10 protein-coding genes and 6 tRNA genes are annotated in these 17,153 nt (G+C 46.4%); 11 read left to right on the forward strand and 5 right to left on the reverse strand.

Annotated elements, in window-relative coordinates:
• Nucleotides 1–77: 77 nt before the first annotated feature.
• From N4A56_RS09725 to N4A56_RS09735, 3 genes are all read right to left on the reverse strand, one after another.
• Nucleotides 78–2,975: a PD-(D/E)XK nuclease family protein gene (locus N4A56_RS09725; RefSeq protein ID WP_295546882.1), complete on the reverse strand. Its 2,898-nt coding sequence runs from the start codon at nt 2,973–2,975 to the stop codon at nt 78–80.
• 2 nt (nt 2,976–2,977) lie between these two features.
• The gene (locus N4A56_RS09730; RefSeq protein ID WP_295546885.1) at nt 2,978–6,178 is read right to left on the reverse strand and encodes a UvrD-helicase domain-containing protein; all 3,201 of its coding nucleotides are present in this window, start codon (nt 6,176–6,178) and stop codon (nt 2,978–2,980) included.
• Nucleotides 6,179–6,381: 203 nt separating this feature from the next.
• Complete coding sequence (locus tag N4A56_RS09735) at nt 6,382–7,746, reverse strand: ATP-dependent 6-phosphofructokinase (RefSeq protein ID WP_293668835.1); 1,365 nt, start codon at nt 7,744–7,746, stop codon at nt 6,382–6,384.
• Between the two features lie 252 nt (nt 7,747–7,998).
• On the opposite strand from N4A56_RS09735, the gene pdxA reads away from it, so the two are divergent.
• The 3 genes from pdxA (at nt 7,999) to N4A56_RS09750 (ending at nt 11,932) form a co-directional block, all read left to right on the forward strand.
• Nucleotides 7,999–9,006, forward strand: a complete 1,008-nt coding sequence (pdxA, locus tag N4A56_RS09740) for a 4-hydroxythreonine-4-phosphate dehydrogenase PdxA (RefSeq protein WP_293668836.1) — start codon at nt 7,999–8,001, stop codon at nt 9,004–9,006.
• A 108-nt stretch (nt 9,007–9,114) separates the two neighbouring features.
• Nucleotides 9,115–10,785, forward strand: coding sequence for a hydantoinase/oxoprolinase family protein (locus N4A56_RS09745; protein ID WP_295546888.1), 1,671 nt, complete (start codon nt 9,115–9,117; stop codon nt 10,783–10,785).
• A 1-nt stretch (nt 10,786) separates the two neighbouring features.
• Nucleotides 10,787–11,932 carry a glycoside hydrolase family 3 N-terminal domain-containing protein gene (locus N4A56_RS09750; protein ID WP_295546891.1) on the forward strand — a complete coding sequence of 382 codons (1,146 nt, stop codon included), beginning with the start codon at nt 10,787–10,789 and terminating at the stop codon, nt 11,930–11,932.
• A 224-nt stretch (nt 11,933–12,156) separates the two neighbouring features.
• Here the strand turns inward: N4A56_RS09750 and N4A56_RS09755 are convergent, their stop codons facing one another.
• Nucleotides 12,157–12,831, reverse strand: a complete 675-nt coding sequence (locus tag N4A56_RS09755) for a VTT domain-containing protein (protein ID WP_295546894.1) — start codon at nt 12,829–12,831, stop codon at nt 12,157–12,159.
• 91 nt (nt 12,832–12,922) lie between these two features.
• Entirely contained in the window at nt 12,923–13,648 is a 726-nt protein-coding gene (locus N4A56_RS09760; protein WP_293668841.1) for a glycosyltransferase family 2 protein, read from the reverse strand.
• Nucleotides 13,649–13,808: 160 nt separating this feature from the next.
• On the opposite strand from N4A56_RS09760, the gene N4A56_RS09765 reads away from it, so the two are divergent.
• The 8 genes from N4A56_RS09765 (at nt 13,809) to ilvN (ending at nt 17,102) form a co-directional block, all read left to right on the forward strand.
• Nucleotides 13,809–13,885, forward strand: a tRNA-Met gene (locus N4A56_RS09765).
• Nucleotides 13,886–13,898: 13 nt separating this feature from the next.
• Nucleotides 13,899–13,975, forward strand: a tRNA-Trp gene (locus N4A56_RS09770).
• A gap of 151 nt (nt 13,976–14,126) precedes the next feature.
• Nucleotides 14,127–14,203: transfer RNA gene (locus N4A56_RS09775), tRNA-Met, on the forward strand.
• Between the two features lie 15 nt (nt 14,204–14,218).
• Nucleotides 14,219–14,295: transfer RNA gene (locus N4A56_RS09780), tRNA-Trp, on the forward strand.
• A 153-nt stretch (nt 14,296–14,448) separates the two neighbouring features.
• Nucleotides 14,449–14,525, forward strand: a tRNA-Met gene (locus N4A56_RS09785).
• A 127-nt stretch (nt 14,526–14,652) separates the two neighbouring features.
• Nucleotides 14,653–14,729, forward strand: a tRNA-Met gene (locus N4A56_RS09790).
• Between the two features lie 404 nt (nt 14,730–15,133).
• Nucleotides 15,134–16,810, forward strand: a complete 1,677-nt coding sequence (gene ilvB / locus N4A56_RS09795) for an acetolactate synthase large subunit (protein WP_295546897.1) — start codon at nt 15,134–15,136, stop codon at nt 16,808–16,810.
• The gene (gene ilvN / locus N4A56_RS09800) at nt 16,803–17,102 is read left to right on the forward strand and encodes an acetolactate synthase small subunit (RefSeq protein WP_295546900.1); all 300 of its coding nucleotides are present in this window, start codon (nt 16,803–16,805) and stop codon (nt 17,100–17,102) included. Before ilvB ends, ilvN begins: the two co-directional genes overlap by 8 nt.
• The last annotated feature ends 51 nt before the right edge of the window (nt 17,103–17,153 follow it).

Here is a 17,153-nt window from a genome sequence, read left to right on the forward strand (position 1 = left end):
CTGCGCGGTGTCTCGCAGTCGGAGTACAGCAGTTAGTATGGACATACTGCACTCAATTATTTGCTTCGAGTTATTCTTTACACAGAACAGCCCGCAGTGCAAGTGCACCATTCACAATGTCGACCTTTTCGCGGTCGAATAACTGGTGATTTTTCGATGTGGCGCAGCATGAACTGAAGAATTAACGGGATATGTGTCGTTATAATTTCGTCATGAAGATCATCGTCAATTTTTTCAAAAAAGAGATGTTCTTTACCGTCTTTTTTTAATTCAACCCAACCGGCATCACATGAAGATGTCAGTTGAGGGTTATGCATCATGTACAGGTATGCGGGCAACTGAAGGTTAACAATCTTATCCGCAAGTTCGTGTAACGGGTCTTCAAGCTCACCGTCCCATGTGCGGATTTGTGCCATCAAAAATTCATCCTGCCACAGATCATTATTAGGCTTATGGATGCTGCCGGTTTTGTAATCAATAACCACACGGGTGTTGTTGCGAATATCTATGCGGTCTGCAATTCCAGAAATAGAGCGTTCCTTTTTGCCGACACCAATAGTTTTAATAAGTCTCTTTTCAAGGGAGTCAATTTTTGCCATCGGCTGATTTTTAAGAAAACGGCGGAGGCGTTCTTTGCCCGCGGTTTCCAACATAATAAAGGAGTCGTATGGGACTTCCTGCTTTATGCTGGAGTCATGCAGCATTTCAACAAAAAGGCGTTGTAGTGGTTCTGGGTCAAGTTTGCTGAAATCTGTTTCTTTGTGCAGGTATCCCGTGAAGAATTTTTCTAACACTTTATGAAACAGGTCGCCGATGGCGGCGAAGTCTTCGGTTTCGTTGACTTCATCAACAGGACGCAAGTTGCCAATGCGCTCAAGATAAAATTGCATTGGGCAATTCAAATATGTGTTGAGTGCAGATGGGGAAACAGGTTTGGATAAAAAAGATTCAATCATCGCATTGATCGCGGGAGTGCGCTCAATTATGTGATCTTCTTTGTGGATGCTGCTCACAGGATAGCTGATACCTTGCAACGGGGCGTCACCTGTTTCCAGCAGTTTTCCTTGTTTGCATTCTTCTTTCCAGAGCAACTCTTCGACAAAACGGGAACGGATATGTTTCTCTTCAAAAATGCCGCTGCGTTCAGAGCCTGCCTGATAGAGGACGTGTACGTTTGTTGCACCATGGATGAGGCGGTAGAAGTTATACGCAGCTACACTCTCACGATGCCGTGCATCTGGCAGTCCCAGCATAGCGCGCAAGCTGTCTGGTAAAAGCGGGTCGTTTCCGGGAAGTCCCGGTAATTTGTTTTCTGTCGCATCCAGAACGTAGACATTTTTAAAGTGTAACAGGCGTGATTCCAGCATACCGAGTACTTGCAGCCCCGTCAGTGGGTCAGCTTCGAAAGGCACGCGCTCGCCACGGATGATTTCTCGCAGGATTGTGAAGAGTACCCCTTGGGAAAATTCCTGATTTGCAAGGGAGCATTCGCGTAAAGAAGGAGTAACTTTACGCATGATGCGGTACATGGACTCCGCATCAATAGGGAATCGTTCCCACAAGTTGCCGCCATGCTCCAAGAGTACGGTGCACAAGTCGGAAAGGGCTTTAGAAAGCTGTGCTGGAGTTGCAATATCTTCCCATGCAGTAATGGCACATGAAAGTACATCGTTCAGCAACGTCTTCATTTCTTCTTCAGAAGCAGCAGCATTTTCGTCCCGCGTGAATGGAATAGTGAACGGAGTTGTGTAGCTTCTGCCTCTACGCAGTTCTTTTTCCATAGTGTGCAGAGTAACACCAAAAGGACGTTCTTCTCCGATGGTCAGCATTTTAATGTATGGATGACGGATAAGAGAGATGATGTCTTTCCAGTAATAGCCGTCCGCCCGCTTGTTTTCCTGAAGATGGAGTACCACTTCCAGTAACTGGAATAAGTTAGAACGCCATAGCGGGTAGCCCATAGAGATGTTAACATCTTTACGTGGAAGATGGTGCAGAACAGGCATCATAAGCCCTGTATCGGGGAGGACAACGGCAGTGTCGCTAATAGAATCCTGTCCTAAAAGTTGTTGCTCCATGGCATCAAGCTGAGAGTGAAGGTCAAAGCCTTCATAGAGCTGTAAATTCTGTTCGCGTTCTTGTGGGACTTCGCAGCACTCAGTGCTTGCAGTCCATTCGGTAATCCACTTTTTATGTTCCCGACATGCCCAGTGAGTCTGACCACCTGTGGCTAATTCCGCATCGGAATGCAGCATAATGGTTGCACCATATTCAGTGTGCAGAATGCGGAACAATTCTTTTTCAACGCCTGTTAACCCATAGAAGCCAGCAACATAAATTTTCTTATGCAGCAAGCTCATAACTGGTTTGGAACTTTCTTTCAGTAGTTGCAGAACGCGGAACGCATCATACCCGGGGGTAGTCCAGCCGCGCTTGTCCAGTTTTTCTGTGTAGGCATCGTGGATGCGTCCGAGTTGTCCCAGCAGAATAGAAGCAAAAGGAACAACTTGACCTTCCATATGATAGTAATCTTCAGGTGTTTTATTCTGGTTGAAAAAATCTTCCAGCAAGGAGTTAAGGCGCATTCCCCACGGGAAAAAGCGTTGCGGGTCATTAAGTGGCAATGACTGTAATGGACCAGACGTGAACGTATCCTTTTTATTAATGTCCTGAATGCACTCCATAAGCAGACCGACACGATCAAGAACTTCAATCAGGTGCGGCGGTGTCGGTTCCAGTTCGCTGCGAAGCATTTGGAAAACATCACTTACCTGAAAGATTTGCGGCATAAGAAATGGTTTTGGCAATGCTTGGTTGAACCGCAGGCTGTCAGATAAATATTTACGCGGGCGTGAATGCGGAAAAATAATCAGCGCATCACCCGGGTTGTTGTCGGTATCAGAAAGCACCCGTTCCATAAGACCGGAGATAAAATCGTTCTGCCAAGGGATAATGACAAATGGTTTAGCATGCATGGTTAGGCTCCGGTGGAAAGAGTAACGTCTACGGTTTCGCGTGAATCAAGATAGATAATAGTGCCGTGCAGTGTGCAATGGTCATAGGCTGGCATAGCATTCAGTAAATTGAGGTAACGGCGTACCTGCTGCTTATGTGCAGGATCGTGACCGCCTGTTTTGTATTCAACAATGGTGATGGCATCCGGCTCCCGCACAAGTAAATCTGCTCTGTGCTGGTTTCCGTGCTCGTCCATAATGCCTTGTTCCGGTCTGCCGAAATGCTGCCATGTTGTGAAGTCTGGTAATGAGGTGAGCCACAGCAGCATGTCGGCAAGCTCTTCTTCGACTTCTGCTTTGTTCTCCATCGGCAGTGGATATTCACGCATACCGTGCTGAATGGCTCTGTGCACGTCTTCACGTGGGTTATCTAACACATGCAGATGCTCAAGGCAGGTGTGTACAAGAATCCCTCGGCGGCGTTCATCGAAAATAATTTCTTCAAGCGGGTTACGGAAAATTTTCAATCGTGGGAGCCAGTGCATCGGCTTCCAGTCGAGAACTTTTTCGTGTTCAGGAAGCATTTTGTTCTGCGCTGCTTCTTCTGATGTGGATTCCGCGAGCATACTTTCGGGTACTTCGCCTATGACGATGCGTCCTTTTTCATCTATTTTGTCCTGATAATCAGCTAGCAGAACCCGTAAGCTTTTGAGCAACGGCGAGGTTCGCTCGTGGGTTGGCGTTGCCGTAATGACTGCATGTAATTCCTCAACAGGGCGTGTCCATGCAACATAGAGCAAGTGCAGTTGTTCGCGTGCATCTTTGCCGACAGCGCGATAGTAGTCGTCACCTAACTCTTTACATTGCGGGACAAGAATATCCTGCCCGTTGAATGTAAATGCCTCTTGCCCTGAAGGGCGCTGCTGCATTTGATGATGAAACGGAATGACAACAACAGGGAATTCCAACCCTTTTGACTTGTGCATGGTGAGGATGCGGATAGCGTCGAGGTTTTCCGGCATCGGTACTTTTTCTTCTACGCCGCCATCTTGCCAGAAGGTAAGAAACGCAGAAAGGGAACGTAGTCCGTTTGTTTCCGCTGAGTGCACAATTTCTAAAAATCTTCGCAAAAAGATTTCATCCTGCGGGAAGCGTCGGAATACATCGAAGTGTTCGAATCCTTCTCGGACTGTGTCGTAGGCACTCATCAGTCCGGCTTGAGAGTAGAATGGTGCAATCCACTGTTCCCACGCTTCTGGATACTCTGCTTTAAAAGCGTTAAATAATGTTCCTTTGCGGGGGCGTGCAAGCCAGTCATCCAGCTCTTTTCTGTCTATTCCGGCAAGGTCACCGAAGAGTTCTGTGCCGCTGATAACAGACCAGAATGCAACATCATTCAGTGGATAGTCGAGGAACATGAGTAAGTTAACCATCTGCTGAATGACAGGGTGGTCAGAGAGGCGCAAGCTGTTTTCAGTAATAATAGGGAAGCCCCATTCTACAAGCCAGTTCGCGAGCTTGTTCGCTTCAGTGTTGGTGCGTACCAGCACAGCGATATCGCGCAATTTGCGGCGATGCTTTAGGTCATCAACAAAAAGTGTTTTAAGTTCTTTGTGGACTGATTCAAACAACGCCTCAGTGTTTTCTGCTTCAATATCGTAAAGGGTGACAAGTCCGCCACTACCTTGCTTGTGCGGCGGGACGTTTTGTGCAGCACCTGAAAATCCTGCAACGATTTCATCAGCAAGCTCATCAACAACAGCAGGGGAAGCTTTACCTACCAGATCGTTCGCGATGCGTTTTGCGGTATCTGCATCTTCGAGACGCGAGAAAATGTCGTTGTTGAAAAGCACTACGTTTTCAGAGCTACGCCAGTTGTTATCAAGCGTTGTGCGGTCAGGGTTGTCTGCAACAGCTTGAATAGCATCTTCGTTCAAAATGCCGTCAAAAAGGTCAGAATCACCGCCACGCCAGCCGTAAATTGCTTGCTTAACGTCCCCTACATAGACAACCGAGCCTTCTTTTGACAGGCATTCAACAGCCAGAGGCTCGATGGCGTTCCATTGAGTTTTGGATGTATCTTGAAATTCATCAATAAGCAGGTGTGTAAGGCGTGACCCCATGCGGCAGAATGCTTCAGAGGCTGCATGCTCTCCACTGAGTACTTTTTGGGCATAGATAGGCCATTGGGAAGCTGGAATAACCCCTTTTTCCCGCTGAATGTTTTCTACTTCAGCTGCAAGTGGTTCTGCAATGTTGATGAATGGCACCAGTTCAAGGGCTTTGCGTAGAATAGCCCCTTGTACTTCGAGCATACCGAAAGCTGCGCACATATCGGCGTATGCTTTATGTAATTCGGCAGAAGCTTTTCCTTTGGATGCTTTTAATACGCAGTCGTCAATGGACGGTTTTTTTGCGTATGTCGCAGAAGGAAGTTTAGAAGAGAAGATAGAAAGAGCTTCGCATTTATCCAAAAATTTCGTGAAGTTTGCAGCAGGTTTTAAACCTTCTTCTGCAATAAATTTACGAACAGAGGTGACGCAGTGTGTCAGCTCTTCATGGAGCAGAACAAGCCAGCTACGTAATGCATCTCCATCTACGTCAGGCAATACACCGTGCTCAAGACGATATTGTATAAGAGTATGGACTTTTTCACGTAAACGATCTTTAGGAACAAAACCGTTCATGTCTGTATGAAATAGCAAAGACTCACAGGCTTCTTTCACTAATTTTCTTTCGTTACCACCTTGCGATGCGCGAATAAGCATTTGGTCGTAAAGTGGGTCAAAGAGTACTGCATCGTCAAAAATAGGCTCAAAATCAGGTGGTAAAGAAAGATCAAGCGCACCAAGACGTACCAGCATGTTGAGTAAGCTGTCGATAGTTCGAATGTTTAATGAAGAGTATCGCTGAAGCAGACGATTAACCCAACGGTGAGCATCCTGAGGATTCCATCCCTGTGCAGGGTTTGTCGGGTCTGTTTGCAGTGCACATTCTTTCAAAGACCGAATGACGCGCTCCCGCATTTCTGTTGCTGCTTTGTTGGTGAACGTAACCGCGAGAATCTCATACCAGTTGAATGAGCCATCAGGATTGGCAATAGCGCATGCGGTGTTTTTTTCTTGCCGTTCATCCTGCGCGGCTCCTGCCAGCAGTTCTAAAAATTGGCGCGTAAGGGTGTACGTTTTACCGGAACCGGCAGCAGCTTTTATCTGTTGGAGCATGGTGGAAAGTCCAGATTGGTTATGGTGCAGAGAAGGATACTGTGGATAGTTTTGTTGTTGTACCTAGAGAATCATTCTTAGGTACTGAACAGGTTTAATTGTAAATCTCAAGAGATGCTATGCAGGTTATAACACATGGAAAGCGCCAACCTTGCGAGACAGGTATCCCTCAAGGTTGACGCTATTGGTTATGCACAAGCGTTTTAAACGTCGTCAAAATCACCCGGTTCTGGAATGAGTGCTTTGTGCTGGAAGTCAATAAGGGTGGATTGCCCTGTGGATTCCATAACAGCACGCCAGTAGTCGGACTGCGTGTTCAGCTTGCGACGCTTGCGGGTTACGAGACGTAATGGAAGATGGACGAACCTGTCCATAAGTTTTGATACAACCATTGCAGTTTTCCCTGCCATAGCAGCGTGAACCGCGTTTTGACCAAGGAATCCGCAGTATACTCTGTCGTTAGCATTGGCTGGGACAGAACGGATAATGTAACTTGGATCAATAAGCTTGATTGTATACGGAATATTTCGCTCAGACATGTAAGTGTGAATTTCCTTTTTCAGGAAACCCATAATGTCACCAAGTACTTTGTTACCGGATGCGTCGGTCATATTTGTGTCAGAAATCAGATGTTGCCCTGCGCCTTCTGCCACCACGATAACGGCATGCTTACGTGTTTTAAGACGCTGCTCAAGGTTATCGAGCAAGCCGCCTTCACCATGCAGAGCAAACTCTTTTTCTGGAATAAGTACAAAGTTAACTTCTTTTAATGATAACGATGCATGGGCGGCAATAAAGCCGGATTCACGCCCCATAAGCTTAACCAGACCGATACCGTTTTTGGAACCCTGAGCTTCGGTATGGGCACACTGGATAGCTTCGGTTGCCTTATCCACAGCAGTTTCAAAGCCGAAGGTCTGCGGAATAAAGTCGATATCGTTATCGATGGTCTTAGGCACGCCGATAACGGAAATTTTGAGCTTGCGGTTGGTTACTTCATCCACAATGTCGTTTGCTGCCTTCATGGTTCCGTCTCCACCGATCATGAACAGGCAGTTGATATTAAGGCGCTCCAGTGCATCAACAATTTGCTCTGTAGACTGAGGACCACGAGAGGAGCCGAGGATGGTGCCGCCAAGCAAATGAATGTGGGAAATCATTTGTGGGGTAAGTTCCACAACCTCGTGTCCGTATTCTGGTATAAAGCCTTCCAGACCGTATTTAATGCCAAGCACGCTGCTTACATGGTAGTTGTGGAATGCAGCCATAACAATGGAGCGGATGACTTCGTTAATGCCGGGGCAAAGTCCGCCACATGTAACAATGGCGCATTTTGTTTTTGGGGTATCAAAGAACACATGCTGGCGCGGTCCTGCCTTTTCAAAACAAAGCGGAATAGGATCATCAGTGATTTCTTCGTGGAGTTCGTTGTCCAGATAAAAATCGACACCGCGTTCGTCTGTTTCAAATTTGCATGCAGCAAGCGGAGAAGGGATTTTAGGGCATCCCAATGTAGGAATAACTGTAGAAATATTCAAATTTTTATAGCGTGCGCGCTTTTCGGGCATAGGGACGCTCCTTGCAGGTGTCTGGTTAAGGCGTATGTTGTATTGTAGACCATAATGTACAGTGTGTTCTGCTTTAGGGCAACTTAGCAAAAAAAGCATACGTTCGTTTAGAAAAGTACGTTGCTTCTGGACAGGCAGAAAGAAAGCGCCTAATTTTATCCCGCATTTCTGAAAGTGGCTTATTCTGTAGAGTCTTGTCCTGCACAACAGGGCATTGTCATAGACTGACTATATACTTAATTCGAGTTTGTTATGCCAAAAAAAACGCTTCTAATTACCTTGGGTGATGCAAACGGACTGGGGCCGGAGCTTGCCTGCCGTCTGTTTGGTGAAGATATATTCATTGCTGCAAAACGTCCGATTATTATGATCGGCTCTGCTGCTTCTTTGTTAGTACATGCCGAACGACTTGGGATGGACCCGTTTTGGGAAACTATTGAGTCTCCGCGGGATATTACATCAAAGGCATATGGCGTGTATTTGTATGAGCCTGCATCAATTCGTGATATTCCCGTAACTGTGGGTGAAGTAACGAAAGAGGGCGGCTTTATTGCAGGTGAATCATTACAGGCTGCTTGTCAGTGTATTACCGATGGTATTGCCACAGGAATGGTGACACTGCCGTTACATAAAGCAATGTTGCAGGAAGCTGGCTTTGATTTTCCTGGGCATACAGAATTTTTAGCTCGCTATGCAGGGCTTAAGGATGATGAAGTCTGCATGCACCTGTGTGGTGAAATTCTACGGGTAAGCCTCGCTACAACACATCCTCCTTTGCGTGATGTGCCGGATATGATTACTGAAGAGCGACTGCTGCGTACATTCCGGTTAACCGATGAGTTCATGAAACAAATTGGACATGGTGAGCGACCAATTGCAGTGTGCGGGTTGAATCCACATGCAGGAGAATCTGGTAAAATTGGTACGGAAGATCAGGAAATTGTTATTCCCACTGTCAAAAAGGCTCAGGAAATGGGAATGAACATAGAAGGACCTTTCCCTGCTGATACCCTGTTCCATAAAGCAGCGCGTGGTGTGTATTCTGCTGTTGTGGCAATGTACCACGATCAAGGGCTTGCTCCGCTTAAATTACTTCATTTTTCAGAAGCAGTGAACGTAACACTCGGCTTGCCGTTTGTGAGAACTTCCGTCGATCATGGCACGGGCTTTGATATTGTCGGAAAAGATATCGCGCTTACCAATAGCTTTAGAGAAGCTGTGCGGCTTGCTATTTTGATGCTGGAAGGCGACGAGCTGTAATCCATTTTTTGTAGTAGAATTATATGAGCAGGCAATGCACGGTACTTGGCATTGTCTGCTTTTTTTGCATACATTGTACATCCTAACTACATATTGCAGGAGGAAACCATGCTTATTGGTATTGATGTCGGTGGGACACATACTGACGCTGTGGCAGTTGAAAGTGGGAACGTGGTTGCCTCCGGAAAAGTGCCGACAGAACACGACGATTTGTTATCGTCTGTATTGGGTGCATTAGAAATAGTGCTGGACGCGGTTTTACCGGAAGATGTTACGCGGCTAAACTTATCGACGACTCTTTCTACAAATGCCATCGTTGAAGGGCGCACTGACGAAGTCGGTGTTATTGTTTCTTCAGGGCCCGGTATAGATCCATATAATTTTCAGACAGGTAAGTACTACTTCCCTGTGTCAGGCTCGATTGACCATCGAGGGGAAGAGATAGCCCCTGTTGTTGCAGGTGAAGTTGCTGAAGCTTTTGATACTTGCGTTGCGGCGGGCATTTCTGCATATGCTGCGGTTGGTAAGTTTTCGACACGTAACCCGGCTCATGAGGAAAGCATTGCAAGTGCATTGGCAGAAAAAAGTGATGTGATCTCTCTAGGTCATCGCTTTTCCGGTCAGTTGGATTTTCCGCGTCGTATTGCAACTGCGTATTATAACTCGGCGGTCTGGCGAATGTACAATAACTTTGCGGATGCGGTTGAAGCAGGCGTTCGCGCTAAAGGCATAACAGCCCCTGTGAATATTTTAAAAGCAGACGGTGGCACTATGCCTCTCGAGCGCTCCCGCGAGTTGCCTGTTGAGTCTATTCTTTCAGGGCCTGCTGCCAGTGTGATGGGTGTACTGGCACAGCAACGTGTAGATGCCGACACTGACGCCCCGCATGATGATATTCTTATTTTAGATATCGGTGGCACAACTACAGATATTGCGTTGTTAGTCGCAGACACGCCGCTTGTAGAAAAGGATGGTATCGCCGTAGGGAGTTTTCCGACTCTTGTGCGTGCGTTAAAAACTCGTTCTATCGGTATCGGTGGCGATTCTGAGCTACGCTATTCCGCAGGAGCGTTGCGAGTTGGGCCTAAGCGCAGGGGAGCGTGCATTGCAGCTGGTGGTGAATCCCCCGCGTTGATGGATGCGCTTATCTATTGTGGTCATGCCGCGTTTGGTGATGTTGATGCCAGTCGTCAGGGGATAGAGACATTTGCTGCTGAGTGCGACATGGAGCCGCTGGAACTAGCCGAATCTGTAATCAACCTTGCAGTTGAAACAATATCACGCGCAGTGCATGACTTTATCGCAGAAGTGAACAGCACTCCTGTGTATACTATTCGGGAAATGCTGCATGGAAATAAACTAACACCCGCTCAGGTAAGCATTATGGGAGGACCTGCCGAGTCGTTCCAACAGTTACTGACAGACGCGCTTGCTTTGCCAGTACATACTGTTCCGCAGTTTGCTGTTGCTAATGCTATTGGTGCCGCGATGACAAGACCAACTTTCGAGTTGGAGCTTTTTGCTGATACGGAAGCGCAGACTCTTTTCATTCCTGTCATGGGCGAAAAACGCGCTGTTTCTGCACGGTATACGTTGACTGATGCTGTGCTGGATGCAAAAGAGGCTTTGATTGAATATTTCAGACAGCGAGGGCTGGCTGTTGATGTGGATGATATTCAAGTAACTGAAAAACAGTCATTCAATATGGTTGGAGACTATGGTACTGTCGGGAAGAATATCCGTGTGAAATGTCAGATAACCCCGGGAGTTGAAATATAGTATGCAAAAAATTTTGGCGTACTGTGTGTTGGTTGTGTTGCTTGTACTACAATCTTTTGCAGCACAGGCTGAAGAAGCCGCTGCGCCGGAAGTTTCTTTGAAAACTATGGTCGGGCAAATGGTCATGGCTGGTTTTCGGGGAGAAGGAGCGACGTCTGCGCATGTGCTACTGCGTGACATCAAACAGCATAAAATCGGTGGTGTGATTCTATTTGAAAAAGACGCCCTGAGACCACAAGCGGTGCGGAATATTGTGAGTAAAGAGCAAGTGCATGATCTAGTAACGATTTTGCAGGACTGCTCTGAAACTCCGTTACTCGTGGCTATAGATCAGGAGGGCGGAAAAGTGTGCCGCTTTAAACCGGTACACGGGTTTGCGGGAACTCCTTCTGCACAGAAATTAGGGAAAAATCCTGTAAGCGAAGCTTTTTCCGCAGGTGAACAGACAGGAGCTTTTTTACATCAAGTTGGAATTAACTTGAATTTTGCACCAGTGCTGGACGTTAATATTAATCCGGAATCTCCTGTCATCGGTGCAGTGGAGAGAAGCTTTAGTGATGATCCGGCAAAGGTTGCCATGTATGGGCATGCGTTTGCTCAGGGTATGGCTCGCCATGGTGTTATTGCGGGATATAAGCATTTTCCGGGGCATGGAAGTGCGTTGACTGATTCCCATAAAGGATTACCAGATGTAACGGAAACATGGTCAACACGAGAGTTAGTTCCGTTTATAGAATTATTAGATAAAGAACCTGCACATGTGATTATGGTAGGGCATCTTTATAACCGTAGCCTAGATACGGATTGCCCAACATCGCTTTCGTATGCAGTTGTTACCGAGCTTTTACGTACCCAGTTGAAGTATAATGGTGTGGTCGTTACGGATGATTTGCAGATGGATGCCATTATGAACGAATATTCAATCGAAGAAGCGGCAGTAAAGGCTGTGCAGGCGGGATGTGATATTTTGCTTGTCGGGAACAACATGGAATATGACCCAGATGTTGTTTGCAAAATCGTGACAGCTGTAACATGGGCAGTACATAACGGTGACGTAACTCTAGAGCGAATAGAAGAGTCGTATAACCGCATTAAGCAGCTAAAGCGTAATGCTGGCTTGCTGGTAGAGAACGTCGTAATGCACTAGAGCGCATTTTAATACAAGAAAAAGGGTGGAGCCAATAGTTTGGTTCCACCCTTTTTCTTTGCGGATACTATAAACACACTTTTGTGAGAGCAAATTTCTGTAGCCTGTTGGAGTGCACTCAAGGAATTCTTTTCCTCGCTTCACTCTGATTAGTTGAAGCTGGGGTCATATCATCCACAGCTTGGCTATATTCAATTGCTCTTTGGTGCAGTCATTCTGAATCATCAAGCGTCTTGCTCTAGCTGTGAAGAAAGTGCTCGATATTTTTTGTATAAGCGAAGACCCAGCGCAGAAGAAAGCACAAACAACGTTGCGCTGACACTTGTGCGGAGTACTGGTTCTACCGTTACGCCGCTTCCCAAAAGTGAGAATATAATGGTTTGCGGCATGTATCCCAAGGATGAACCGGCAACAAATGGCAGCGGGCGAATGTTGCTTACACCGGCGACTACGTTGGTTGCAAGGTTGCTGCCTACAGGCAGTAAACGCACGATAATTGCGGTCTGGAACGGTGCGTTTTCTAAAAAGCTATTAATGCCTTGCAGATGGTGAGGGAATCTTCGGTTGATAGTTTCTTGTCCCAGAAGGCGAGCTATCCAGAAGCAGCATACACAGCCGAGCGTTACGGCAACGATGGCAGCTAGAAAGCCCTGTACGGCGCCAAAGGCATATCCAGCACAAAAAGCAGACAACTGTCTTGGAATTCCCATTCCCGTGAGCATAGCGGCGAGTCCGACAAAAAGGAGCACCCCTTGGAGTCCTGTATTTCGGATATATGTGTCCACCCACTCAGGTTCAAGAACCTCAGCGATGCCGAGTTTGCGTAGTGTAAGAACAACGGCAACCAACAGTCCAATGACTGCAAGGTTGATAAAAACTTTTTTTTGATTTGAAGCCATAATTTTCCCTGCATTGACGAAGCCGAGCATCAAGCAGTTGGTCTATGAATATAGTTGAAGCGCATATGCAATTAGTGCGCTTGAACGCATGTTATACGTTACGATCTTTAATTGAGTAGCGGAAGTGTCGGCTCTGCATCCAGCGGATAGCTAACAGGTCGAGAAAGGTTGCTTTTGCTCGGTCGATGATTCCGTATTTTGATTCACCATGCTGACGGTGTCTGTGATTAACAGGAACTTCAGATACGGTTGCACCCTGCATTTTCATAAGCGTAGGAAGGAAACGGTGCATGCCTGTGAGCATTGGGATTCGCTGAACCATCTGGGTATCCATAACTTTAAGTGAACAGCCTGTATCTTTAACAGTTTCGCGGCTCAGCTTGTTACGGATGGAGTTGCCGATTTTGGATGCAACTTTTTTCTGCAAAGTGTCCTGACGCTTATGACGCCAGCCTATGACCATGGTGTAGCCACGTTCGTACTCGCGCAGAAGATTAGGAATGTCCGCAGGGTCATTCTGTAAATCTGCATCAATAGTGATAACAACATCGGTGTCAGCAGCATCAAAGCCAGCTTTAAATGCAGCGGACTGACCGCAGTTGTTTTCAAAAGCAAGATATTTTGCTTCTGGATGCTGTTCGCTTAAAGAACGGACAACTTGCAGGCTGTTGTCGGTGCTGCCGTCATCAACAAAAATTACTTGCCATTTTTTGTCGGTTGGAGCCAACGCTTTATGTATTTCATCGAAGAGTAACGGGAGATTATCTTCTTCGTTGAACACTGGTACAACTATAGATAAGGAATTAATATTTGTCATGCGCATGGTATAAGGTCATTGGTGCTGCTTGTAAATACGGAGAGAGTATATTTCGTGGGGCAGAGTGCTTTTTTGGAGTTTAATTGCGTAAAAATTAAAATTAATTGCAAAGTGCTGTTGACAGGCTCCGCGAATAGGCATAGAAGCTCTCTCACGATGACGCGGGGTGGAGCAGCTCGGTAGCTCGTCGGGCTCATAACCCGAAGGCCGCAGGTTCAAATCCTGTCCCCGCTACCAATAAAAATGATTCAGGGGTGTAGTTCCAACGGCTAGAACGCCGGTCTCCAAAACCGGATGTTGGGAGTTCGAATCTCTCCACCCCTGCCATTAACTTTTCGTTTAGTATTTTGCATTATATTGATACGAGAGTAAATGGTGATATAAAGAATACAGATTCAGAATAGTTATCTGAATCTTTTTTTTGTGACTTCGCAATGCAGCAATACTTGCAGTTGTTGTGAAGAACAGTTTATGATGACGCGGGGTGGAGCAGCTCGGTAGCTCGTCGGGCTCATAACCCGAAGGCCGCAGGTTCAAATCCTGTCCCCGCTACCACATAAAAGATGATTCAGGGGTGTAGTTCCAACGGCTAGAACGCCGGTCTCCAAAACCGGATGTTGGGAGTTCGAATCTCTCCACCCCTGCCACTATATTTTGTACATGTTAGACGGTGACTGTGTTTTTTTACATGCATACGGAATAGCTTGTACGGCTTATGATCTTCTTGTAGATCATCATTGATGATTACTTAGTTGCTGTAGACGAGACAGTAGCTATTTAGAAGATGCAAACTATGATGACGCGGGGTGGAGCAGCTCGGTAGCTCGTCGGGCTCATAACCCGAAGGCCGCAGGTTCAAATCCTGTCCCCGCTACCACATAGTCTCAGGCTTGGAGATGAACAAGTCTTTGTATGTGCTCTGAGTGTTCGGTTGGTTAAAAAAGATTTATTTTAATTTTTATTGACGGACTGTTAGGAAGGGCATACAAGTTTTTTCACGATGACGCGGGGTGGAGCAGCTCGGTAGCTCGTCGGGCTCATAACCCGAAGGCCGCAGGTTCAAATCCTGTCCCCGCTACCATGATTATATAAGGTTCAGAAGTAATTCTGAACCTTTTTTTTTGCTCAAATCACAACGGACAGAAATTGTTTGTTTGCTCAATGTGTTCAATTAACTGAATAAAATCTATATGTGTTGACAGCAGCTGTACATGCGGTTAACACATATATTAACAAGTTTGTAAAAAGCAGAGAGCATTATGTACAACGCACCTTCGACAACTAATTTTACCGTTACTGGCAACACGTTGCTAGTCTCCGTTGTCGTCGTCAATGTCGTCAGAAACGTCATGAGGAATGTCGTCGCGTTGTAACGGTTTTGCATACTTAGTAAGAATGACTCCGCTAGCGCTTCGGCCCGGCGGATTTTTTTATGATCCAGAATCTCCGCCGGTAATGAACACTTGGATCAGGGCAGGAAGAGCAATGCAAGAAATGACCGGCGCTGAATGTACGGTTCGTCTTTTAGAACGGCAGGGTATTACTACTGTTGCAGGTATTCCGGGTGGAACTAATCTGCCGTTGTATGATGCATTATCACGTAGTGAAAAAATTACGCATATTCTTGCTCGCCACGAGCAGGGAGCAGGCTTTATAGCGCAGGGAATGGCACGGACAACAGGCAAGCCTGCGGTGTGTCTGGCAACTTCCGGTCCCGGTGCTACCAATCTTTTAACCGCCATAGCTGATGCCAAGCTGGATTCTGTTCCGCTTGTATGCATTACAGGGCAGGTTCCAACTCCACTTATCGGTACGGATGCTTTTCAGGAAGTAGATACGTACGGTATGTCTATTCCTGTTACAAAACATAACTTTCTTGTACGCTCTGCCGGAGAGTTGCTTACGGTAATTCCCGAAGCATTCAGGATCGCAGCTTCTGGTAGACCGGGACCAGTTCTTATTGATATCCCGCGCGATGTGCAGATGGAAGAGATCGCATTTGATGCGTTTCCTGAGCCAGCCATTGCGGATGCCCCGCCTGTTGTTTCTGATGATGAAATTACCAAAGCAGCACAGATGATTAATAGCGCTGCCCGACCTGTTTTGTGGGTTGGTGGTGGTGTGGTTGCAGCAAAAGCGGACGCTATTTGTAAAAAAATTGCGGAAACTGCTTCCATGCCTGTGACAATGACACTGATGGGGCTTAGCGCTGTTCCTCGCGATCATACATTAAATATCGGTATGCTTGGGATGCATGCAGAGCGCTACACCAATATGGCAATGGAAGGCTGTGATTTGATTGTTGCTGCGGGTGTACGATTTGATGACCGTGCTACAGGTAAGGTTAATGAATTTTGCCCTAACGCCAAAGTTATTCATATTGATATTGACCATTGCGAGTTGGATAAGCTTAGGTCTGTAAGTCTTGGGATTCTTGGAGATATTCAGGATGTATTCTCAAGGTTACTTCCGAAGCTGGAAGCCAAGCCGCGGACAGAATGGGTTGGATATATTAAAGCTCTTAAAACGGCTTTTCCTCCACATGCACCACAGGACAGCGGTTTTGATTCCCCGCAAAAATTTATACGCCTTGTGGGTGAATTGTCGGATGATTCTACTATTGTAACCACTGATGTTGGTAAGCATCAGATGTGGACTGCCCAAAGCTACCCTTTCACAGCGGGCAGCCAGTGGCTTACTTCCGGTGGCTTAGGCACTATGGGATTCGGTTTACCCGTTGCAATTGGTGCGGCTCTTGCGGAGCCTGACAGAAAGGTGCTTTGTTTTAGTGGTGACGGCAGTATTTTGATGAATATGCAGGAGCTTGCCACAGCAGTAGAGCACAATGTTAATGTTACCGTTGTTCTGCTTAACAATCAGTGCCTTGGATTGGTACATCAGCAACAGGAATTGTTTTTTGACGGGAATGTTTTTTCCTCTGAATATCCTGTAGCGCTTGATTATGTGACTATCCTGCGTGGTTTTGGCTGGCATGTATGCGATCTTGCGGAAGATTGTAACGAAGACATTTTGGCGCAGGCGCTAGCAACAAACGGTCCTTGCCTTATTCATATGCCAGTAAGCAGAGAGGAAAAAGTTTTGCCAATGGTTCCTCCGGGAGCAGCAAACAGGGTAATGATTGGAGGAGATACAAATGGCTAGTCATCCACGTACTGTTCTTGATATTTTGGTAAATAACCATGCGGGGGTCATGGCGCATGTTACTGGGCTTTTTTCGCGCCGTGCATTTAACGTAGAGGCTATTTTGTGTCTTCCGGTAGTGGATAGCTCAACGAGTCGAATATGGTTGCTCGTGAATGAAGATGGCAGGCTAGAACAAATGATGCGGCAAATGCGCAAGCTTCAGGATGTATATGAAGTAAATGCATGCGCTGAATATACACAAGTGTTCACAGACTTACATTCTGTCATGAATACTGATTCAGAAATATAGCTGTTAGAAGTTGTACGCTTTTCATTTTCGGTTAGATACAGAGGTGATTGA

Origin of the sequence: Halodesulfovibrio sp. (genome assembly GCF_025210605.1) — a bacterium.
GTDB lineage: Bacteria > Desulfobacterota > Desulfovibrionia > Desulfovibrionales > Desulfovibrionaceae > Halodesulfovibrio.